Below are 20,231 nucleotides of genomic sequence, written 5' to 3'. Positions count from 1 at the left end.
GCCGGAAAGCCAGTCCAGTCAGCCGGCGACGAGGTAACTTCCCGAGGGCCATGTTCCACTATGCTCGTCGAGGCCACAGCGTTGTGTCCTACTGTTCGCGAAGCATGCCGCTCACTCACCCAACACGTCGACTCGACCCGTGACTAGCAATTTCCGTCCACCCGATTCGGTTCAGCCCACCCTCAACGATTTCCAAGATTGCGGGTGGGAGGCTGGCAAGTCCGCAACCGCTGGATACTTCGACTGGTGGAATTTCTTAGCTTCGAAGGCAACGGAGGCGAATCAGGCTGGAGCTCTCTCGAAGGCGAGGATGCTATGGCTGCTCGCGGATGCCTGCTCGCTGCGGCTCACGCCGGCAAATACCAACGAGCCGTTGAGGGCGACCGAGGTCGACGAGTTCCAGCAGCCCCGCGGTGTTGCCAGCTTTGAGCCTTACGCGCAGCTTCTTTCGGAAATCTACCCGCTGACGGACGAGCCGCTTTTGAAAGCGCGGCTGGCAGATGTCGCCTGGCTCGCCCGGCGTCCAAAGCGAGTAGTGGCCGACGCCCTTCAAGCCATCGCTGCATACCGATGCGTTCCCTTGCACGAAGAAGGCTGGTTCATGCACGACAGCGAGAACTGCTGGCGCCGCGGCATCACGTTGGCCGCGCAACTACGGGGTCAGGGTGAAGCGCACTGGACCGAGATGGGCGAAACCCTAAGGTCGAAGGTTGAAAGTGACCTCGCATCAGACAGCCGCAGCAATACCGTCATCTCGATGTCGCGCATGCTGTTGGAGCTCGGACTGGCGAGCCCAGACTACCGTCACTTGGCCGAACTGCTTGTCCGGCGCGGCGAGAAGTTGATGTCGGAGGGCGAATTCTTTCAGGCTCGCTTCCATATTTCGGCCGCCAAACAGTTCTTCGCTGCGGTCCAGGATGAGGAGCGCCAGGCGGACATGGCAGTGATTGCCGCACGGACCTACGCGGGCGAGGCGGCAGCGAGAACCACTGGGCCGCACCCTAGCTACGCGGCCGCAACGGAGTTTTATACCGATGCACTTCACGAACTCTACAGCATCCCCAAAATGCTTCGGCCCGCGCGCGACATCGATTCGGAGCTGCGTCGCCTCTATGGTCTTTTGAGGGAGGCCGGCGCACGATCGATGGACGAGTTTGTTTCTTTTCAAGGCGAGCGAATCAACATCAAGGAGGAAGTCGAGTCCGCTTATCGCGATGTTGGAGACAAGGCGTTCATCGAGGCACTTCGAGTGTTTGCGAACATCGCCCCCTACACTTCCCGAGCGTCCTCCAAGCAGAGCGTGAAGATGCTAATGGAGCGGGAATTCTTCGGCCGACTCTTTTCCACCAGCCACCGCGCGAGCGATGGACGCATCATCCAGCGCACGCCTGCGGCGGACGGTTCGGACGGCCATGAAGCCGAGGCTGCCTTGCTTGCGCGCATGGTCCAAGACCATCGAATTCGGATTCGATATCTGACTGCTTCAAGCATCGCGCCGGCACGCGAACAGGTGATAGTTGACCATCTAGTCGATGAAGAAGACCTCTTCAACATCTGCCTTCAGTCGCGCATTGTTCCCAGAAGCCGCGCCTCGCTGGTGGCAAAGGGGTTGAAGGCCGGCTTCGACGGAGATTTTGCGGCGGCGCTGCACCTGCTGATACCACAGCTCGAGAACTTCGTTCGGGTTCATCTGAGCCGCAGAGGCGCCAAAACCGCGAGGCTGGAAACCGACGGTGTTCTGATGGAGCTCGGCCTCAGCACGCTGGTAGCTATAGATGAGATGGAGAACGTGTTCGGACCGGACCTCACCTTCGAGATTCAGGCGCTGTTCTGCGAACAATCGGGGCCGAACCTCCGAAACGACATGGCCCACGGCCTACTCGATCTCGACGCGGTGCAGAGTGCCGAGAGCATCTACGCTTGGTGGCTCATCTTCAACATGGTCTTCAACAGCTACTGGATAACAGATGGAAAGCTGCCACCGGACGACACCGCTATCCCAGTGAGCAGCGAAATGCGCTCTTGAACTCTCGTTGGAGTCCTCGACCGATCTCAACAGCGACGGTTGAACACCTCGACAACAGCATCGAGCACAGTTAGCCCCAAACCACGTCCGCCTCGAAGGTGCTAGCTCCAAATTTCGACCAGCTCGGCAATCTTCTTCGCGACCACCGGCATCGAGTCCTCCGCCGTGTCCAGGCCGCTGCGGGAAGCGAGCATCGGGCTGACATCGCGGAGCGCGGTGTATGTCGTACCGTGCACGATGGGCACGAGCCGGTTACCCGAAAGGAGGGTGGAGAGCTCCTTGTCTGCGACGCCCTCAGCAGGGAGCCGCTTCAGAAGCGCTGGGGTGACCAGAACGAGCCCAATTTTCGAAGCAGCCAAGCCCTTGTCGATTGCACGCATCATGGGCACGCCCAGGCCTAGATCTTTCTCGCTGAACCAGACCTTGACGCCAGCCGCTTCGAGCAAATCGTGCAACTCCTTGGCAGGCCCTTGCCGGTCGTCCCATGCGTGGCACAGGAAGCAATCGCGAAGGTCAAGCACCGCCGCCCGTGCTTCTACCTCTGCACGAACCGGCGTGAGCGATGCCACCTGAGCTGGCGTGTACGAAACCGACGATCCTGGCCGCGACCACTTCGCCCTTGAACCTCCGCCTCCGCTGGACCTGCTACCGCCGCTGCTGTAGTTGCTCCCACCTGACGAATACGACGCACCGCCACCGTAGCCATAGCTGCTGCGATAACCACCGCCGTAGCCGTAACCACGGGAACTGCATGCCGGACAGGCGGCGGCTGCAGCCGACGAGCTATGTCCACGTACTGGTGCGGTGCATCTTGCCATTGCGGTGCTTTCGATCGTTGTAACAGCTGATGATAAGCACGGCTTCTCGCGCCGTACCTGGCTAACACTGTGGAAAAGCAGTGAAATTGCCGCCATCCAGTTTCCGCTGGATAGACATGTGTTCAGCGGCAATGTCCGTGCCGAGCCGTTGTTGTTGGGCGGGTTAGCTAAATACTTCCTGGTCTGCCGTCAGCCTCCGCCCGCTGCTCGGCATCGAGAAATTTCTGTTCAAGCTCCTTGATCCTCGGCTCGACTGCGGCAATGACATCTGCTGGCGTATTGAACTGCTTGGCATCGCCGTAAGCAGTGTAGATCTCCAATCCATCGGCAATGAATGGATAGACACCGCGAAGCGCTGGCGTAAACAGTTTCAGACAGAAGCGTAATTCCAGATCGCCTGAGTACCCATATTCATGGACATCACAGCGGAGTCCATACCGAATCCGAAGATCTTTGGAAATCTTCCAGTAGCGTTCGTGCAAGCTCTCGGTCCGGTCGTACAAGTCACGCAGTCGCATCGCGGAGATGTCTCCACCGGCAGTTAGTCCGACATCCTTCAATGTAGTGAGCTGTACGTTAGTGAGGTTGGCGGCCTCCAGCGCACCGCTCTGAAATCCAACCTCGCACAAAAGAATTCCGCGGTCTGCTCCAAGGTCGTGAACGATTGTCCGAAGCCCAAGCACATGGAGCTTGTTCACTGGATTTTTCCAGTACTTGCATTCCACGAGCCAAGTGATATCGAAGCCAACATGGCGTGATTTCACGACGACGTCGATATCGTGTTTGGTGCGGGCGCCATGCATCGTGACATTCGTCTCAGCCTCCAAGCCCATCGAGCGGAAGAGCTGAGCCGCTTCCTCTTGGTACCTATGCCATTTTTTTACCTTGGCCATTGCATCCGATGTCTGCAGTTTGAAGATGGGAGGGGCACGTCGCTATGAAATTATCCAGCGGAAATGTCCGCGATGAACTGCTGTCATCAATGCATGGGCATCGACCAGCGCTACAAAGCGCTTATTTCGTTCTCGGTAAACCATTCAGACTGCTTGATTGCAGCAAGCGCTGCTTCGGGGTTTTTGGCCCAAAGAACTAGAGCAAGGCTTTCTTCAGCTCGGCTGCAAGTGACGTAAAGAAGTCGCAACGTTCTATCGATGGTCGTCTCATTGCCCTCGTCGACGTTCTCTTGGTCGGTCGGGCTCAGCGCCTCGGCTCCGAAAAGCTTGTCATAGGAGAACTGGTTACCGCCAGCTTCCTCATCGTCCATGACGACCATGACGTGCTTGAACTCGGAGCCTTTGACAACTTGATGCGTTGCGAGCTCAGCTTCTCCGGCGAGGTAGGCGCGATACCTAGCAATCTCTTGCCACGGCACGCTGAAGAGAGCGTGCCATCCGCGCTTTAGCCTGTCTTCCTTTGCTTCCTTGCCTTTGATCTTCGGTTCGGGTGGCGGAGGCGAGGTGTCTTCATATGCTTGGACTAAACGCGAGTCCGCGTCGAACAGTCTCTGCTCAAGGACAGGCGATAGGACCTCCCGCACCGTAGCGCCGTCTTTGAACGTGGCGGCGGTGAATCCCATGACTGCGGCGTGAATGTTGTTCAAGGCCGCTTGGCGTTCAGCACTGGTCTGCGGCAGCTTCGCAAGTGCGCCATGGCGGCGCAGTACATCCATAGCAGCAAACTCGTTTAGCGAGCCATCCGGTAGCAGGCACTCGGCAAGCTCAAGCATTGGGCCGAGGATCGGCCGAACCATGGCAGGACCGGTTCGCTCCCCGTTGCTTTTGGGCATTGCGGCATCCTTGTCCAATAGGTCCATCGCGTTGTATGCCTCGAAGAAGTCGCCTCGCTTGGCTGCCAGCTTGTGCTCAAGCGCGAGCGTCTTGTAGCCTCGCACATCCCCCCGCCAGGCCACGCTGGCAGTTGCGGTCACCATGGCCTGCGCGCAGCTCGCCTCCTGCTCGATCTTGTTGGCCGTATCCGTCTTGGTATCTCCGACAAAGATGCGGACCGTGCCAGCATTCTTCTCCGTCCGCGAATGCTGAGGCACGCCAGTCTTGGGCTGAGTACGGCCTTCGATGTCTGCGTCCCAAATCTTGTTGATAAGCTCGACGATGCGTTGCTGGCTGCGATGGTTCATCTGCAGCGCGGGGCGCTCCCAGTCCTCGGGCACGTGTGACGGCAGGTCGTCGTGGCCATCAGGGTAAATGCGCTGCCGATGATCGCCTAGGAGACCGAGCGTGATGCGACCCGGGCGGCTCTTCGAAAGTTCGAACAGGGCATCGAGAACACCCTTCATCGTGTCTTGCGACTCATCAATGAGGATGAGTGGATGCCGATCTTCCAGAACGCGCTGCAGAGTAGGCCGCTCACGAATGAGCCATGCCGCTACTTCCAGGACTTCAGCGTGTGACAGCGCGCCGTGTCCGTAGGTGTTCCGGTCCGGGTGATAGATGAACGCCTCCGTCTTGCGGATTTCGTCGGCCTCTGTCTCAAGCTCAGCGTACTTCTCCCGATCTCTGTCCGACTCCCCCTTCTTCTTGCCCATTGCATAGGCCTTGGCATCCGCAAGCTTCTTGGCATTGCGAGCAAGCAGCGCGTCTCGGATGTCCTCGTCAAAGCCCTTGATGAGTTCCCAGCAGAAAGCGTGGATCGTCGATACGGCGGTCAGGTAGTTCTCGCCAAGCCGACCGGTGACGACAGCGGTCGCGTTCTTGGTGTAGGTGATGACGCGAACCGACTGACCACGAGATCGGAGCCGCTCGGCATACTGTCCACCTGCTTCGTGCCCCACCACTCCGGTGAGTCGTCGCAGGACCTCGACCAACGTGCGAGTCTTCCCCGACCCAGCTCCGGCGAAAAGGAAGAAGCTGCGCGGTGGGACTGCGGTGATGTAGCCGCAGATGTCCTCGATAACGTGTGCGTCGCGGTCATTGTTCGGCGGCTGCACTGCGGCGCTCACGGAGTTTCCCCCGCTGTAACGTTAAGTTGGTCGCCCAGCCAAGCAAGTGCGTCAGCGATGTACGTGGGACAGGCCAGGGATTGACCATTGTTTAGTCGCTCGAAAAGGGTGGCGGCGAAGTCGCCCTTGCTGAAGTTCCCACGCAGCATCGCGTGGAGCTCTTTCAGCAACTCGGAGTGTTGGGGGTGGTCGAGCACGAGGCCAATCACTTTCCCAAGAGTGCCACGATGGCTTATTTTCTTGCCGGCGGTGTCCTTTTCGTCATCTAACGCCTTGAACCAGTTGATGTTGGAGAGTACGAGAGCGTCCTCAAACGAGCTGGGCCATTGGTCGCTGGCGGCCGCGATGGGTAACTGCCATGCGAAGCGGACTTTGACACCGGAGTCTGAGGTCCACTCCAGTTGAGCGGCCACTGGCTTTGCATAGGCTTGGAAGTTTGGCAACTTCGGATGCCATGCGGTCAGTGTGTCGTTCCCGCATTCCAGACCCGCTTGGCCTGCTATGTGCACCGCCGCCCGCACGATGCGCCCTTTGGCATTCTTGGTCGGAAGCACAGGGTCCAAATCGGTGATGACGGCCGTTGGGATTCCCAGCCGCTCCACCAGCGGCCTGAGCCGGTGCGCATGACTGCCTCCGATGTCGAGGAACGACACGTACTTTTTGGCAAGCTTGGGGAAATCCCGCTCGATGAACAGTGGCACGAGCATCCGCTCCGCAGTGCCCTCTACGAAGACAGCCGCATCAGCAAAGAGCAGGTCCGTGTGCTGAACCTGAAAGTAGCGCTCGGCGAACGTCCTGGTCTGGATGTCATCACCGAAGGCGTCGCCAAGATTGATGACCTCCGTGCTGGGCTTGACTCCCGCACCAGTGCTTGCCACCCGCTTCACATATCGAAGCCTCGTGAAGCTGTCTCCATGAGCCAGATGGCTTGAGTGGGTGCTGATGAGCAACTGGCTGCGAAGGTAACTATGCACTGGCTCTTTGGGGCGAATGAGCCCGTGGGCATTCGCCGAGAAGCTGCGCTGGACTTGCACGTGAAGGTGGGCTTCAGGCTCCTCAACCATCACGAGGTGAACCGCGGCTGGAGTGCCCTGCGGCGGATTGAGACGCGCAGCTCGGAACGAAACGAGCATGAAGCTCAGGGACTGAAGATTCTGGTAGCCAAGCCCGATGGAGTGCTCAGGCAACGATTCGTCTACCTCACTTTTGTCTAGACGATACTGAACGGCAGTACTGTGCGCCAGAAGATCAGCGGTCTGGATACGGGTGCGGAAGTAGATCTGCTGAGGATCATGCATGCCCGGATATCCGAGAACCTCCACATCCTCCATCGCCGGCTGCAGTGCCTTGTAAATCGAGTCGTCGAGTTCGGCTTGAGCTTTGGCGATCGCCTCGACCAGATCCTCCCGATGTCCATGGCCGGACGGCGCGACGTTCAAATGTTGCCGAGCAAATTTCAGGAGCTGGCTCGAGAACATTCCGGGTCGAGTGTTGGTCGACTCAGACCGCGACTCATCTTCTTCGGCACCGAGTCCACGTTGAGCTGGAACAAAGTCCACCCGGATGAGCTTGCGCAGGAGCGACAGCTCGACTGGCTGTGATCCAAGCGGCAGATCTTGGAGGTCGCGACGCTTCTTGTCTGCCAGAGGCCCTTTCGCAGGGTCAAGGCGATATGCCGCAATGCGGCGCAGATCGGCAGAGTTCCGAAGCCAGAAATCAAGCAGGTCCATCGGCCACGCGTGGCCATCCTTCGCAAGCTTCCGAACGGGAGCACGCGCTTCACGGTAGCGCCACGCCAGCTTACGAAGTTCGTCCGCGGCGGCCACGGGCTCCAGCCGAACCCGCACGCCAACTGCGCCTCCCGACCACTTTAGCGACGTAATGAACGGTGCAACATGGTTGTACGCCCCTTCCTTCGCATCGAACCAAAGGTCGATAAACGGCATGCAGGCCATGAGCTGCTGATACTGGTCTTCCCACTTTTCGGCATCCTTGGATTCGGTCGTAGGATCCTCATCGAGCGCCTCCCAGAGTTCACCCAACGTACGCAACTTCGCCCACTGCGAGAGGCTGATGTCGAAAGCGCGGAAACCGGGAGCCTCGCTCAGGAAGTTTCGAAGGACGGTGAGTAGAGAAGTCTTTCCACTGTTGTTGGCGCCAACCAGGATCGTGGTGGACTCATCGAGCTCAAGGCGGGTCTTGCCTAGTCGTCGGAAGTTGCAGACCTCGACGCAGGCGAGCCGAATTGGTGAAGCGAAGGGAGGCGCGGCCGTTGCAGTGGGCGGCGCTGCGGACGCGCTCGGTGCGGGCCCCGCGACTGGGAGGGCGGTGGGCGGGGGAGCAGAAATCTTGTCCGTAATCATGGCGCTTGCCTTAATACGACCGCCTGTCTGTGGGCGGCGAGGGTGTAGTAGCTGCAAACCCCCGGCGCGGCGACCGAGTGTTCAACAGATTTGAGCATGCCGACACCTGTCCGCAAGAACCTACGAAGACCGGCTACCTGCGCCTCCGCACGGAAGCATTGCGCCAGGTTGCCGCCTCCACCAGACCTCTCTGAATTCGTGCCTCCGCAGCCTTCGCGACGCCGAAATTCATTGGGGGACCGCGGCTCGCCGTACGGAATCCCGAGTCGCAAGTTGCTCCCATTCACAGGAGCGCATCTGAAGCTCGGTGACCGCATGCACACGCTACCTGGCCGACTGCACCGCCATCCGCGTGGCGTAGCGCTTTGGCACGGCACACCTTGAGGTTGGTGAGCCGCAAATCTTATGGCGGCCTGCTCAGGGGGCCATACTTAATTAGGGGGTTGACAACTCTGCCCCCCAAGTGGGTGAAGCTACGATAAGTGAAGTCGCAGCAGTCATGCCGCCACTATGGCGGTCTGACTGGCGGGTTGCCTGGAATAATTTACCTCCGTCACTGCAGGCGGGGATATAGCCGATGGGCTCGAGGGATCGATCTGGGGTCGGCTGACCAACAGTTGATGCGCTCGCCAGTCCATGCTTCAGAACGTTTGCCACGCGTGGGCAGCGCAGTGCGCGGATACGCGCTTCGTAACGGAGTCTGCTCGCTGGGCGGATTGAAGAGAACGCCAGCGTTGCTGAAAATGACGGTAGAACTGAAAACTGGAGGATAAAGCGGATGCCCCTGACCCCTGCCCAACAAAGAAGGCTGGAGGATGAAGCGCTCAAAGCTTTTTTGGGCAGCGCCGGCAAACTGGAGAACGGTTTTCGAGTTAATACCTCGGCAGGTCAAGTGTCTGCGATCTATTGGAGCGCCCTGGACCCAAGCAATGAGGTAGAGATTGCATTGGCGCCTGCCCGCCTGACCCAGTACTACGACGCTCGAACTCTCCACGCCTGGATCGAGCTTCTGAAAGTCGAGCATCCATTGCCCTGTGCCACGCACAAACATGGGAGCGACTGGCCCATCTTGGGGTTTACCTTTGCCGCTGCGCTAGCGTTCTTGCGGGAATGTTGGCAGATGCGCAAGGGCCTGCTCCCGTCGAGTCGCTTGGAGGCGATCAATACACAGTTGGCAATGCGAACGCCCGAGCACGATGCGGCGGCGGACCTCGAAATGGAACTCGCGCGGCTTCTACCGACCAAGCCCTATGCTGTGATTGATCTCGTTCGCTCGGCCGGGATCTCTGTTGAACCGTGGCACGTGAAGATCGATGGCACGCAGGCTGTGAAGCCTCGCAGCAATCCTGCGTACTGCTACAACTGGTCGTTTGGAGGCACGCAGGAGCCCGCGCTTGCTTGCTTGTGGCACGCCTCAATGAACGTGGTGGACGGGGGGATCTCGATTAGCGAGAACCTGCGCGATCTTGCGCTGCGATTGGAGCAAATTGCCAAGGACCCGATCCGCCCCGGGGGGCACAGAGATCGCGCGCGGCAACAGGCGGCGCGGGCTCGAAAGCTCGACGAGCTCATTCGCCGATGTGGGGATACCGGTCAGGAAATTCGTGTCATCGTCAATGAGGGCGATATGCGCAGCGAGGCCGACTTGGGTGAAGACAGCTCCTTCGTGCGAGTGCGCCTGCTGGATTCGCAGCCGTGGCAGGTCGTGGCCTATGACCCGCACACGGGCGCGTGCACGTTGAGGAGAGCCACCAAACCGCGCGCGAAAGCTACTCGCGGGCCCGAGTTGGAAGCTACGGTGCGGTTTGCCGACCAACACGATCTGCTGGGCTCGGACCGACCTGATCGCGTTCACGTGACGTCCACTGCTTTGCGCCGCGACCGCGCCGTACGCATGGCGGTCCTGGAGCGCGCCCAAGGCCGGTGTGAACTCTGCGACGTTTTGGGGTTTGTCATGGCTGATGGTCGGCTCTATCTTGAAACCCATCACGTTCAAGCCCTAGCTGAGGATGGCGCCGACAGGGTGTCGAATGTCGTAGCCCTTTGTCCAACGCACCATCGTGAGGCCCATTACGGTGGTCGGCGGACGCAACTGCGAGCAGAACTGGAGGAGCTACTTCTTCTGATGCAGCCTGTCAAAACAAAGGGGGGCGAACGGACAGCCGACTTGTTCTAGGAGGGGGACGCGCGCGCTCTGCAGAACGCCGTCGCATAAAAGCACTAGCGTTCTCGCCGCAGCGCTCCGTCGACGGCTTGCAGTTGAGGACGGCTGCGCGCTTTGAGAGCGCTTCGCCTTCGCCGCCACCTTGGTCTGCGTCCGCTAGGCATCGGCGGCATGGTCTCCGGCTTGGCTTCAGCTCTCAAGAGGGAGGCTGGCCGCTTACCGCTATCAGACATCGATGCAAAGGCATCCAATCCTGGACTGGGCTGTCCCAGGTTTTCCGCAACCATCAGGACAACATTCACTCTTTCACTCTGAGGGTACTCGCAGTAGCCATCTATCGCTCTTCATCGAGCACCGTCATAGCACCTTCCAACAGAATTTCACACTGTCCAGAAGAGGGCTCCCCGCTCCAGTATCGATGGGCAGCGCTCTCAAGTTCGTTCATTGCGCACGAGTCAGTCCGAAGATGCCCTTCATTCGCGAGAAACATATTCCCCTCAGCTAAAACCCGGAGAATTCGAAAAGGTCCAGCCTTGCCTATCTGCTTTTGCCAAGATTTGGCGTCCGAACTGCTTTGGGCGAGCCATATGCATCGGTGCCGAGATGGGCGCAACGCGTAGCTTTCGCGCCTCACGTTTTCGAACTCCAATTCGCGAACAACACGGATGTAGCTATTCATGTTGTGGCTATACGCCGCTGCCAACTGTTCCCTTGTGAACTTGGAAGCGTCTACAGAGTGAAGAAACTCAAGGAGTTTTCGCGGCTTGCCAAAGACAGGCTGCACGTCATTGAGTTGATTTCGAATGCTCTCATAGTATGGATTGCGGACCATATCGCTCGTTCGAATCGTGGTCCCCACTTTGAGAAGCGAGTGATTGCCGTGATCGACGTGAAAGTATTCCATCGCCCGATTCTGGCTGAGAGCCGATAGAGGCCATCGACCAGTACCGGTCCGAAAGCTGCTGCGCCGGCTGCCCTGCAAACCCCGGATCGTAAATTCGCACGCCAAAGCTGTCCGTTTCTTGCGGGCGCGAAGTCAAATCAGCTGGATATAGAGCCTCTGTCGATTGTGAATCCATACGTCAACTCGCGCCTTGAGCGCCACACGTGGTCAGCTTGACGCTAGCCAGCAGTGCTCTGGGCCAACGAAGACCGCTGTGATGGGGCGCCGAATTCGACGCCGATTGGGCTCCAAGGCATGGCCTCCCCGCCATGCAGCTTTGGCTCAAATTGCGCGAGCATGGCCGACAAGTTCGGAACGCTAGGGTTGCCTTTTCGGCCGGCTCGGGAGGGGGGCGATTTCGGATCAGAGTCAGAAGGGGTCATTTGAGGCCGTTCGTTGCATCTAGTCGAGCCCCCGTGCGTATGCAATGGGCTGCTATTGACGAAATCTTTCTGGGGCACATGGCGTCTGGCCCCGATGAGCTACGTTTGGCTGGCAGCGCCCAATGCAGCAGTCTCGTGTCTGTGCGCTGAGTAAGAACTAGAGCCTGGCCTCAGCGGTCAATTCGGCAACAGATATCCCGATTCCTGCTGCAATTTGAACTATCGTCATCACACCAGGATTTTGCAGCCCTCGCTCGATGCTGCTCATGTAGGAGCGCTCAACGTGGCTGCGATGCGCGAGCTCTTCCTGGGAGATGCCCCGTGCTTTACGTGTCGAACGGATAGCCATCCCAAGCGCCACGAGCGCAGGATCCAGCGCGTGTTTGGGCGAGGGGACAGGCATGGACAAAATGGTCCTGCCATGCGTACGATTAAACCACGGACGATCTTCCACAAAAAGCGAGAGGCCCTATGTTTCGCGTTCAAGAGCAGTTCGAGCTCGTCAACTCCGCGCTCAGCGCCATAGCGCCCGGAGTTCAGCATTTCCATCTTGTCGAGCAGGTCTTTGAGGTTCCGCTTTGGCTCGTCAAGGTGCGTCCGTCCACCTCTTCTATCGTGGAGCGAGGTCGCTGGAACTGCTACCTGGCCACCCGCGCGGCCGACGCATGCGGAATCGTGCTGAGCGGGCAATGGGCACAGTCCCGAGTGCACGTCCTTCTACCGGGCTATATGACCATTGACGGTATGCCCACACTGGCTCGATGTGATGCGCTGTGGGAGTGCTGCGCAGTCGACAAGCAGGGACAAATCAGCTGGCTGTTTGAAACCGATCGTGGCCCGTTCATTGATCCCCAAGATGAAAAGATCTCCCTGAGCAACGTTAGCAAGACGCTACGCTGGAAAGACTTTGGGAATGATCGTGCAGTGCTCTAGCCCTAAAAAGGTGCGAGTCTGTCGAAACCAGGGGAAACGAATATGAGCACGAAGGCAGAGCGTCGATTCGCGATAACCCAGGCTCTCGCGAACACTCGCATTGAGGGCCATAGGCCGACCGCAGAATTTCTTTCGGATTGCGAGAGTGTGATCGACGGGCGCATGACCTATATCGAGGCCATTCAAGCGAGCTTGTCGCGCGTCATGGATTCGCCGGATGCAACTCAAGCCGGAGGACCTACTTCGGTGCCTGACGGCAGTTGATTGTGATGAGCGAACTCCGAGAGCTTCTTTGGAGTTTTGTGTGTGCACAAGGTTGAACATGAGTACATCGCTCAACCGGGGGGGCCTCCGGCGGCCTGGCAGGGGCCTGAAGAAATAAAAAAATCAGTCAGACCGATTCAACTGGGCGGCTCGCACAGAGAAATTCGGCGCCTCCGTGCTGCATGGCCCACACGTCAAAAGCGCAATGAGATGAGCCTGGCAGCTACGGCTATCTGACTCACTTTGATTGAAAGTCTCTTGACTACATCTGATGCGCTTGTTATTTGGAAACTCCAGCCCCGCGTTCTGGAGCGCCGAGCGAACCCGTTCGCGCGCCTCCTTGACCTCGGTTTCCACCAGCCCGACCAGCGTGAAGCTGGGCAAACCGTTCGCCAGATGCACCTCGACAGTGACACTGGCCGCTTCCAGGCCCAGCAAGGCGCGGCTCTGCACCAAAGACAATCCCATTCTTCTCCCTCTCCCCAAGATGGTGCGCCCATCTTTGACATACCCGCGGTGGTGCGGCGCACCAGACAACTGCAACCACTCGCAACAGACGTTGTAACGATTTGGCTCTCAACCAAGGCAGGGGCGAGGGTGGTTATGACCGGTATTCGTGCAGTTTGGCACGCTCCCTGCTTTGAGCCCCACAGGTCCAACAACACACTTGCGAGGAGTTCCCTGATGACGCACCGTACCGCCGCCCAGGCGCTGATCGTTCTGGCCGCTGCATTGACCGCTTCGGGCGCAGCCTTGGCGCAGACAGCAACGACGGATGCCGCAGCAGCACCGGCAGCCGCTCCCGCCCCGAATCTCACGGGCAACGTGTCCCTCACCACGAACTACAAGTTCCGTGGCCAGGATCAGGACATGATCGGCAAGAACGACTACGCCAAGACCAAGGGCTTCAAGCCCGCCATCCAGGGCGGCCTGGACTACGCCTTCGGCGACAGCGGCTTCTACGTTGGTAACTGGAACTCCAGCGTCAACTGGCTCAAGGGCAACAGCATCGAGAGCGACATCTACGGCGGCTACAAGTTCAAGGCCGGCCCGCTGGACATGGACGTCGGCGCACTCACCTACATCTACCCGGGCAACTCCGCGGGCAACACCACCGAGCTGTACGTTGCGGGCACCTACGCCAACGAAACCCTCGGTTCGTTTACCGCCAAGTACTCGCACACCGTGTCCAAGGACTACTTCGGCTACGCGGGCAACAAGGCCGGCTCGGGCCTGAAGGGCACCAACACCGGCTACCTGAACCTGTCGTACAGCAAGGAAATCGTGCCCAAGGTCACGCTGAAGGCGGCCGTGGGCTACACGAACATGTCCAGCGACATCCGCAGCCTGGGCTACAAGAGCTATGTCGACTACAACGTCGGTGCGAGCTACGACTTCGGCAACGGCCTGTCGCTGACCGGCTCGGTGCAGGGCGCCAACAAGAAGAGCTCGTACCTCGCGGTGGCCAACCCGGGCGTCGACCTGGGCTTCGGCACCTTCGGCCAGACGACCTACTCGCCGAACAAGGCGCGCTTCATCCTTACGCTGACGAAGACGCTCTGATCCATACAACAACGAGGTGCGGCCCAAGCTGCCGCACCATTCCATTTCCATCCGAAGGAGAAAACTCATGAAGCTGGTCACAGCCATCATCAAACCGTTCAAGCTCGATGAGGTGCGCGAAGCACTGTCGGCCATCGGCGTGCAGGGGATTACCGTCACGGAGGTCAAGGGCTTCGGTCGCCAGAAGGGCCACACCGAGCTCTACCGCGGCGCGGAGTACGTGGTCGACTTCCTGCCCAAGGTCAAGATCGAAGCGGCCGTCTCCGACGACCTGGTCGATCGCGTGATCGAGGCCGTCGAAGGCGCGGCACGCACCGGCAAGATCGGCGACGGCAAGATCTTTGTCTACAACCTCGAACAAGTCGTGCGCATCCGCACCGGCGAAACGGGCCGCGAAGCCCTCTGATCGAGTCCAGGCCCGAAAGAACAACGATTATGAAAAAACTGCTTGTCTCTCTTGCGCTCGGCTTGAGCGTGTTGGCTGCCGGTACTGCCGGCTTCGCGCAAACCCCCGCTGCGGCCACGGCCGAAGCACCGGCCGCGTCGGCATCGGCCCCCGCGGCCGCGCCCGCTGCTGCAGCCGCCCCGGCTGCCGCCGCCGACGCAGCTCCCGCGGCGCCTGCCGCCGCACCCGCCCCGAAGATCGACTCCGGCGACACCGCCTGGATGCTGACTTCGACGCTTCTCGTGATCCTGATGACCATTCCCGGCCTCGCGCTGTTCTATGGCGGCCTGGGCCGCTCGAAGAACATGCTGTCGGTGCTGATGCAGGTCTTCGTGATCTTCTCGCTGATCAGCATCCTGTGGGCCATCTACGGCTACAGCCTGGCCTTCTCTGGTGACGGCAACTTCTTCGGAGGATTCGACAAGATCTTCATGAAGGGCATCACGCAGGAGACCTTCGGTGCGCTGACCACGATTCCCGAATACGTGTTCGTCGCCTTCCAGGGCACCTTCGCGGCCATCACCGTGGCGCTGATCGTCGGCGCGTTCGCAGAGCGTGCCAAGTTCTCGGCCGTGCTGCTGTTCTCGGTGCTGTGGTTCACCTTCAGCTACGTGCCGATCGCCCACATCGTGTGGGGCGGCGGCCTGCTGGGCAAGGACGGCGCACTCGACTTCGCAGGCGGCACTGTGGTGCACATCAACGCCGGTGTGGCCGGCCTGGTTGGTGCCTACATGGTCGGCAAGCGCGTCGGCTACGGCAAGGAAGCGTTCACGCCTCACTCGCTCACGCTCACCATGGTCGGCGCTTCGCTGCTGTGGGTCGGCTGGTTCGGCTTCAACGCCGGCTCGGCTGGTGCTGCCAACGCCGTTGCTGGCCTGGCCTTCATCAACACGGTGCTCGCCACCGCTGCCGCGGCACTGTCGTGGATCCTGGGTGAAAGCCTGCACAAGGGCAAGGCCTCGATGCTGGGCGCTGCGTCCGGTGCCGTTGCCGGCCTCGTGGCCGTCACGCCTGCCGCCGGTTTCATCGGCCCGATGGGTTCGATCGTGCTGGGCCTGCTGGCCGGCCTGATCTGCCTGTGGGGCGTGGGCGGCCTGAAGCGCATGCTCGGTGCCGACGACGCGTTCGACGTGTTCGGCGTGCACGGCGTGGGCGGTATCCTGGGTGCCATCCTGACCGGCGTGTTCGCGGCCAAGGGCCTCGGCGGCACCGGCGGCGCAACGCCCGACACCTTCGCGATGGGCGCACAGGTCTGGATCCAGGTCAAGAGCGTGGCGCTCACCGTCGTGTGGTCCGGCGTGGTTGCCTTCATCGCCTACAAGATCGCCGACCTGACCCTCGGCCTGCGTGTGTCGGAAGAAGAAGAGCGCGAAGGCCTCGACATCTCGTCGCACGGCGAAACGGCTTACAACCGCTGATCTGCTCTGGCCGGGTTGCCTTCGGGCAGCCCCGCCACTGAAACGACCACCACCACCACCTTTTACAAGAACAATTCTTCGTAACGAGTTTTTCAAGCGAGGTCTCCTTTGGATGTTCAGCCCGCAAGCGCTCTGGCGCCAGCGGGCTTTTTTTTGCCCTTTGCCGCGATGGCCGGGGGCACAATCGCGACACCATGTGGACCTCCCTCGAAGACAGCCTCTGCGAACTCGGCGAGTCGCCGTTCTGGCACCCCCAGGAACGCGCTCTCTACTGGCTCGACATTCCCGGCCGCGCCGTGCTGCGTACCCGCGGCGACATCGGCTCTCCAAACGCGAAGGTCGAGCGATGGCCGCTGTCCACCGAGCCCGGCTGCATGGCGCCCGCGCGCAGCGGCGGCTTCGTGATCGCGCTGCGCGACGGCATCTACCGTGCGCGCGAGTGGGGCGGCGAACTGGTCGCAATGGCGCGCGTGGAGCACGACGTGCGCACCATGCGCTTCAACGACGGCAAGTGCGACGCGCTCGGCCGCTTCTGGGGCGGTTCGCTCAACGAAGCCAAGGACCGCGCCAACGCCGCGCTCTATTGCTTCGATGCACGCCCCGACACCGACATCTCGCCCACGCTGACGCAGATGGCCAACGAGTCCACCACCGCCAACGGCCTGGCTTTCTCGCCCGATGCCCGCACCCTCTACTGGGCCGACACCGCTGCGCACGTGGTGTGCGCGTGGGACTGGGACGCCGAAGGCAACTCGCTCTCGCACGCCCGCGTGTTCCACCAGTTCGACGCCAAGCCCGAGGGCTGGACGCCCGATGCGCCGCTGGGCTACCAAGGCCGCCCCGACGGCGCGACCATCGACGCGCAGGGCCACTACTGGGTTGCGATGTTCGAAGGCGCGCAACTGCTGCGCTTTGCACCTTCAGGCAAGATCGTGGCTTCCGTTCCCGTGCCTGTTCAATGCCCGACCATGCCCTGTTTCGGCGGTGATGATCTGAAGACACTCTTCGTCACCAGCGGCCGCAAGGGCCGGCCTGCCGCCGAGATCGAGCGCCTCCCCGCCTCGGGCACGGTGATCTCGATGCGCGTCGATACGCCCGGGTTGCCGGTCAGCTTCTTCGAGGACTAGGTGAGTCGTTGATCGGCCAGCACAACGACTGCGCCCATGTGCGAATGGCACCGGGTACTCCCCGCAGCGAAATAAAGGAGGAGGTCGAAGGCCGGGGGACATTCGCGGAGGGGAGTACCCGGTGTCATTCGCACGCACCCTGAATAGCTAGAGTACGGTAAACACCAGAGACATCCCGCGAGCAGAAGAAAAGAGGTCGCCGCATGAACGCGCCGCTCACCCCCACACAAAACGATTCGCTACAGAAAACAGAACGCCAGTCGCAGGTAGTGCGCGCACTGCAGGCCCATCTGCCAGCCCACGCCCTGATCTGGCACGCAGAAGACACCACCCCCTACGAGTGCGACGGCCTCACCGCCTACCGCGCCCGCCCGCTCGTGGTGGCCCTGCCCGAAACCGAGGCACAAGTGGCCGCCGTGCTCAAGACCTGCCACCAGCTCGGCGTGCCCGTGGTGGCGCGCGGCGCGGGCACCGGGCTCTCGGGCGGCGCCATGCCGCACACCATGGGCGTGACGATGTCGCTCGCCAAGTTCAACCGCATCCTGAAGATCGATCCGGTGAGCCGCACGGCCGTGGTTCAGTGTGGCGTGCGCAACCTCGCCATCAGCGAAGCGGCCGCGCCCTTCAACCTCTACTACGCGCCCGATCCGTCGAGCCAGATCGCCTGCACCATCGGCGGCAACGTGGCCGAGAACTCGGGCGGCGTGCACTGCCTGAAGTACGGGCTGACGCTGCACAACGTGCTGCGCGTGCGCGGCTTCACTGCCGAAGGCGAGCCCATCGAGTTCGGCGGCGAGGCGCTCGACGCGCCGGGGCTCGACTTGCTCGCGCTCGTCATCGGCAGCGAAGGCATGCTGGCCGTGACCACCGAAGTCACCGTCAAGCTCGTGCCCAAGCCGCAGCTGGCGCGCTGCATCATGGCCAGCTTCGACGACGTGCGCAAAGCGGGCGACGCAGTGGCCGCGGTGATCGCGGCCGGCATCATCCCCGCGGGGCTGGAGATGATGGACAAGCCCATGACCGCTGCGGTCGAAGACTTCGTACGCGCGGGCTACGACCTCGACGCCGCCGCCATCCTGCTGTGCGAATCCGACGGCACGCCCGAAGAGGTGGAAGAAGAAATCGGCCGCATGACCGCCGTGCTGCGCGGCTGCGGCGCCACCGCCATCGCGGTGAGCAGCAGCGAGGAAGAGCGCATGAAGTTCTGGAGCGGGCGCAAGAACGCCTTCCCCGCCTCGGGCCGCATCAGCCCCGACTACATGTGCCTCGACTCGACCATTCCGCGCAAGCGCCTGGCCGACATCCTTCTGGCCATCCAGGAGATGGAGAAAAAGTACAACCTGCGCTGCTGCAACGTGTTCCACGCGGGCGACGGCAACCTGCATCCGCTGGTGCTGTTCGACGCCAACGACCCTGACGAGCTGCACCGCTGCGAGCTGTTCGGCGCCGACATCCTGGAGACCAGCGTCGCGATGGGCGGTACCGTGTCGGGCGAGCATGGCGTGGGCGTGGAAAAGCTCAACAGCATGTGCGTGCAGTTCACCGCCGCGGAGAACGAGCAGATGTTCGGCGTCAAGCGCGCCTTCGATCCCGAAGGAATGCTGAACCCCGGCAAGGTGATTCCCACGCTGCAGCGCTGCGCTGAATACGGCAAGCAGGTGGTGCGCGGGGGCAAGCTGTCCCATCCCGACCTGCCAAGGTTTTGATGACGATGGACACTGCACTCCACCAGATCGTCGAGCGCATCCGCACCGCTGCTGATGACACCACGCCGCTGTGCATTCGCGGCGGCGGCACCAAGGATTTCTACGGCGAGCCGCTGCAAGGCGAGCTGCTCGACACACGCGCGCTCGCCGGCATCACGAGCTACGAGCCCAGCGAGCTGGTCGTTACCGTGCGCGCCGGCACGCCGCTCGCCGAACTCGAAGCGGCGCTGGCAGAAAAGGGCCAGTGCCTGCCGTTCGAGCCGCCGTGCTTCGGCAACAACGGAACGGTGGGCGGCATGGTCGCCGCAGGCCTCAGTGGCCCGGCGCGCGCGAGCGTCGGCGCGGTGCGCGACTACGTGCTCGGTGCCACGATCGTCAACGGCCGCGGCGAGGTGCTGACCTTCGGCGGCCAGGTGATGAAGAACGTCGCTGGCTACGACGTCTCGCGCGTGCTGGCCGGATCGCTCGGCACGCTGGGCGTGATCGCCGAGGTGAGTCTCAAGGTGCTGCCCGTGGCGCCCGCCGAGGCCACGCTCGAATTCGCTTGCAACCAGACCGATGCGCTGCGGCTGCTCAACGAGTGGGGCGGTCGGCCGTTGCCGCTCAACGCGAGCTGCTGGTTCGAATACGAAGGGCAGGGCACGCTGTACCTGCGTCTGCGCGGTGCGGTCGCGGCGGTGGAAGCGGCATGCACGCACCTCGGCGGCGAGCGCAAGGACAACGCGCGCGCCGCCGCAGACTGGCAATCGCTGCGCGACCAGCAACTGCCGTGGTTCGCCACGAACGAAGGCACGGATGCGTTGTGGCGCCTGTCGGTGCCGCAGACTGCGCCCGTGCTCTCCCTCGACGGCGTCGCGCCGCTGATCGAATGGCACGGCGGCCAGCGCTGGTACAAGGCTGCGCCCGAACAGGCCGCGCGCATCCGCGAGATCGCACGCACGGCGGGTGGCCACGCCACACTGTTCCGTCTGCCCGGTGCGGACACACGCAGCAGTGTCCCTCGCTTCGACGCCATGAGCGCTCCCGTCGAACGCATCCATCGCGCGCTGATGCGCGAGTTCGACCCCCACGGCATCTTCAACCGCGGCCGCCTGCTCGCGCCCACGTAAAACAACAAGAACC

16 protein-coding genes and 1 pseudogene are annotated in these 20,231 nt (G+C 61.3%); 10 read left to right on the top strand and 7 right to left on the bottom strand.

Annotation, left to right across the window (positions count from 1 at the left end):
• Positions 1 to 139: 139 nt before the first annotated feature.
• On the top strand, positions 140 to 2,026 hold the full coding sequence (locus ACSFBF_RS25185) for a DUF4209 domain-containing protein (RefSeq protein WP_435471781.1): 1,887 nt from the start codon (positions 140 to 142) through the stop codon (positions 2,024 to 2,026).
• A 101-nt stretch (positions 2,027 to 2,127) separates the two neighbouring features.
• Here ACSFBF_RS25185 and ACSFBF_RS25180 read toward each other — a convergent pair whose 3' ends face one another.
• The 4 genes from ACSFBF_RS25180 to ACSFBF_RS25165 all read right to left on the bottom strand — a co-directional run bounded on the left by ACSFBF_RS25180 (position 2,128) and on the right by ACSFBF_RS25165 (position 8,163).
• The gene (locus tag ACSFBF_RS25180) at positions 2,128 to 2,595 is read right to left on the bottom strand and encodes a toll/interleukin-1 receptor domain-containing protein (RefSeq protein ID WP_435471779.1); all 468 of its coding nucleotides are present in this window, start codon (positions 2,593 to 2,595) and stop codon (positions 2,128 to 2,130) included.
• A 416-nt stretch (positions 2,596 to 3,011) separates the two neighbouring features.
• Positions 3,012 to 3,737 carry a restriction endonuclease gene (locus ACSFBF_RS25175; protein WP_435471778.1) on the bottom strand — a complete coding sequence of 242 codons (726 nt, stop codon included), beginning with the start codon at positions 3,735 to 3,737 and terminating at the stop codon, positions 3,012 to 3,014.
• Positions 3,738 to 3,847: 110 nt separating this feature from the next.
• Positions 3,848 to 5,800, bottom strand: a complete 1,953-nt coding sequence (locus ACSFBF_RS25170) for a UvrD-helicase domain-containing protein (RefSeq protein ID WP_435471776.1) — start codon at positions 5,798 to 5,800, stop codon at positions 3,848 to 3,850.
• A complete protein-coding gene (locus ACSFBF_RS25165; RefSeq protein WP_435471774.1) occupies positions 5,797 to 8,163 on the bottom strand; it encodes an AAA family ATPase in 2,367 nt (788 codons plus the stop codon). Before ACSFBF_RS25165 ends, ACSFBF_RS25170 begins: the two co-directional genes overlap by 4 nt.
• A gap of 778 nt (positions 8,164 to 8,941) precedes the next feature.
• Here ACSFBF_RS25165 and ACSFBF_RS25160 point away from each other — a divergent pair.
• Positions 8,942 to 10,339: an HNH endonuclease gene (locus tag ACSFBF_RS25160; protein ID WP_435471772.1), complete on the top strand. Its 1,398-nt coding sequence runs from the start codon at positions 8,942 to 8,944 to the stop codon at positions 10,337 to 10,339.
• 322 nt (positions 10,340 to 10,661) lie between these two features.
• Here the strand turns inward: ACSFBF_RS25160 and ACSFBF_RS25155 are convergent, their stop codons facing one another.
• Together ACSFBF_RS25155 and ACSFBF_RS25150 are read right to left on the bottom strand one after the other, a co-directional pair.
• Positions 10,662 to 11,231 carry a DUF2441 domain-containing protein gene (locus ACSFBF_RS25155; protein ID WP_435471770.1) on the bottom strand — a complete coding sequence of 190 codons (570 nt, stop codon included), beginning with the start codon at positions 11,229 to 11,231 and terminating at the stop codon, positions 10,662 to 10,664.
• Between the two features lie 579 nt (positions 11,232 to 11,810).
• On the bottom strand, positions 11,811 to 12,002 hold the full coding sequence (locus ACSFBF_RS25150; RefSeq protein WP_435471846.1) for a helix-turn-helix domain-containing protein: 192 nt from the start codon (positions 12,000 to 12,002) through the stop codon (positions 11,811 to 11,813).
• 122 nt (positions 12,003 to 12,124) lie between these two features.
• Here ACSFBF_RS25150 and ACSFBF_RS25145 point away from each other — a divergent pair, with 122 nt between their 5' ends.
• Together ACSFBF_RS25145 and ACSFBF_RS25140 are read left to right on the top strand one after the other, a co-directional pair.
• Positions 12,125 to 12,586 (top strand): hypothetical protein, encoded by a 462-nt coding sequence (locus tag ACSFBF_RS25145; RefSeq protein ID WP_435471768.1) that lies wholly within the window; start codon positions 12,125 to 12,127, stop codon positions 12,584 to 12,586.
• Between the two features lie 42 nt (positions 12,587 to 12,628).
• Positions 12,629 to 12,850 carry an antitoxin VbhA family protein gene (locus tag ACSFBF_RS25140; RefSeq protein WP_435471766.1) on the top strand — a complete coding sequence of 74 codons (222 nt, stop codon included), beginning with the start codon at positions 12,629 to 12,631 and terminating at the stop codon, positions 12,848 to 12,850.
• Between the two features lie 270 nt (positions 12,851 to 13,120).
• On the opposite strand, the pseudogene ACSFBF_RS25135 reads toward ACSFBF_RS25140, so the two are convergent.
• Positions 13,121 to 13,318 (bottom strand): annotated as a pseudogene (locus ACSFBF_RS25135) (magnesium chelatase domain-containing protein); the annotation flags it as partial.
• 216 nt (positions 13,319 to 13,534) lie between these two features.
• Between ACSFBF_RS25135 and ACSFBF_RS25130 the strand changes: the two are divergent.
• From ACSFBF_RS25130 to glcE, 6 genes are all read left to right on the top strand, one after another.
• Positions 13,535 to 14,413, top strand: a complete 879-nt coding sequence (locus tag ACSFBF_RS25130; RefSeq protein WP_435471764.1) for a TorF family putative porin — start codon at positions 13,535 to 13,537, stop codon at positions 14,411 to 14,413.
• Between the two features lie 67 nt (positions 14,414 to 14,480).
• A complete protein-coding gene (gene glnK, locus ACSFBF_RS25125) occupies positions 14,481 to 14,819 on the top strand; it encodes a P-II family nitrogen regulator (RefSeq protein ID WP_007833403.1) in 339 nt (112 codons plus the stop codon).
• Positions 14,820 to 14,848: 29 nt separating this feature from the next.
• Positions 14,849 to 16,276, top strand: coding sequence for an ammonium transporter (locus ACSFBF_RS25120; protein WP_435471762.1), 1,428 nt, complete (start codon positions 14,849 to 14,851; stop codon positions 16,274 to 16,276).
• 194 nt (positions 16,277 to 16,470) lie between these two features.
• Positions 16,471 to 17,403 carry an SMP-30/gluconolactonase/LRE family protein gene (locus ACSFBF_RS25115; RefSeq protein WP_435471760.1) on the top strand — a complete coding sequence of 311 codons (933 nt, stop codon included), beginning with the start codon at positions 16,471 to 16,473 and terminating at the stop codon, positions 17,401 to 17,403.
• 203 nt (positions 17,404 to 17,606) lie between these two features.
• The gene (locus ACSFBF_RS25110; protein ID WP_435471758.1) at positions 17,607 to 19,109 is read left to right on the top strand and encodes an FAD-linked oxidase C-terminal domain-containing protein; all 1,503 of its coding nucleotides are present in this window, start codon (positions 17,607 to 17,609) and stop codon (positions 19,107 to 19,109) included.
• Between the two features lie 5 nt (positions 19,110 to 19,114).
• The gene (gene glcE / locus ACSFBF_RS25105) at positions 19,115 to 20,218 is read left to right on the top strand and encodes a glycolate oxidase subunit GlcE (RefSeq protein WP_435471756.1); all 1,104 of its coding nucleotides are present in this window, start codon (positions 19,115 to 19,117) and stop codon (positions 20,216 to 20,218) included.
• Positions 20,219 to 20,231 lie beyond the last annotated feature (13 nt).

The sequence above is a fragment of the Variovorax nivicola genome, assembly GCF_051216475.1.
Classification (GTDB): Bacteria; Pseudomonadota; Gammaproteobacteria; order Burkholderiales; family Burkholderiaceae_C; genus Variovorax.
The sequence above is the reverse complement of the archived record's forward strand: the minus strand, read 5'-3'. Positions and strand labels throughout refer to the sequence as shown.

What these genes read in the sequence shown, in the direction of transcription:
- ACSFBF_RS25110 (WP_435471758.1), top strand. Translation starts at nt 17,607, where the DNA reads ATGAACGCGCCGCTCACCCCCACACAAAACGATTCGCTACAGAAAACA.
- ACSFBF_RS25115 (WP_435471760.1), top strand. Translation starts at nt 16,471, where the DNA reads ATGTGGACCTCCCTCGAAGACAGCCTCTGCGAACTCGGCGAGTCGCCG.
- ACSFBF_RS25150 (WP_435471846.1), bottom strand. Translation starts at nt 12,002, where the DNA reads ATGGCTATCCGTTCGACACGTAAAGCACGGGGCATCTCCCAGGAAGAG.
- glcE (WP_435471756.1), top strand. Translation starts at nt 19,115, where the DNA reads ATGGACACTGCACTCCACCAGATCGTCGAGCGCATCCGCACCGCTGCT.
- glnK (WP_007833403.1), top strand. Translation starts at nt 14,481, where the DNA reads ATGAAGCTGGTCACAGCCATCATCAAACCGTTCAAGCTCGATGAGGTG.
- ACSFBF_RS25140 (WP_435471766.1), top strand. Translation starts at nt 12,629, where the DNA reads ATGAGCACGAAGGCAGAGCGTCGATTCGCGATAACCCAGGCTCTCGCG.
- ACSFBF_RS25120 (WP_435471762.1), top strand. Translation starts at nt 14,849, where the DNA reads ATGAAAAAACTGCTTGTCTCTCTTGCGCTCGGCTTGAGCGTGTTGGCT.
- ACSFBF_RS25155 (WP_435471770.1), bottom strand. Translation starts at nt 11,231, where the DNA reads ATGGAATACTTTCACGTCGATCACGGCAATCACTCGCTTCTCAAAGTG.
- ACSFBF_RS25145 (WP_435471768.1), top strand. Translation starts at nt 12,125, where the DNA reads ATGTTTCGCGTTCAAGAGCAGTTCGAGCTCGTCAACTCCGCGCTCAGC.
- ACSFBF_RS25175 (WP_435471778.1), bottom strand. Translation starts at nt 3,737, where the DNA reads ATGGCCAAGGTAAAAAAATGGCATAGGTACCAAGAGGAAGCGGCTCAG.
- ACSFBF_RS25165 (WP_435471774.1), bottom strand. Translation starts at nt 8,163, where the DNA reads ATGATTACGGACAAGATTTCTGCTCCCCCGCCCACCGCCCTCCCAGTC.
- ACSFBF_RS25130 (WP_435471764.1), top strand. Translation starts at nt 13,535, where the DNA reads ATGACGCACCGTACCGCCGCCCAGGCGCTGATCGTTCTGGCCGCTGCA.
- ACSFBF_RS25160 (WP_435471772.1), top strand. Translation starts at nt 8,942, where the DNA reads ATGCCCCTGACCCCTGCCCAACAAAGAAGGCTGGAGGATGAAGCGCTC.